Annotated in this window: 1 protein-coding gene; it reads right to left on the reverse strand. The window is 42.1% G+C overall.

Annotated features, from left to right (window positions below; all coding sequences use genetic code 11):
* Positions 1–97: 97 nt before the first annotated feature.
* On the reverse strand, positions 98–235 hold the full coding sequence (locus I5349_RS14090) for a DUF423 domain-containing protein (protein ID WP_226391395.1): 138 nt from the start codon (positions 233–235) through the stop codon (positions 98–100).

Raw genomic sequence — 235 nt, forward strand, 5'->3', positions numbered from 1 at the left:
GCAGAGAGTAGGGCAGATGTCATCATTAGTTAGCAGTCTGAGGATGAATTTAAAGATTCCTACGCAAATGTCAAGCTAATGCTAAATGGATACTGCATTACTTCCAAAACCCAAGAAAGATAAAGTTCCAACCAAGGATGAAGCCTACACCACCAATTGGAGTGTTGGCTCCTAGGATTCGGATATTAGTGAGCGAAAGCGTGTACAAAGATCCTGAGGAAATCACGATTCCCAT

This window comes from Penaeicola halotolerans (genome assembly GCF_016464625.1).
GTDB classification, from domain to species: domain Bacteria; phylum Bacteroidota; class Bacteroidia; order Cytophagales; family Cyclobacteriaceae; genus Penaeicola; species Penaeicola halotolerans.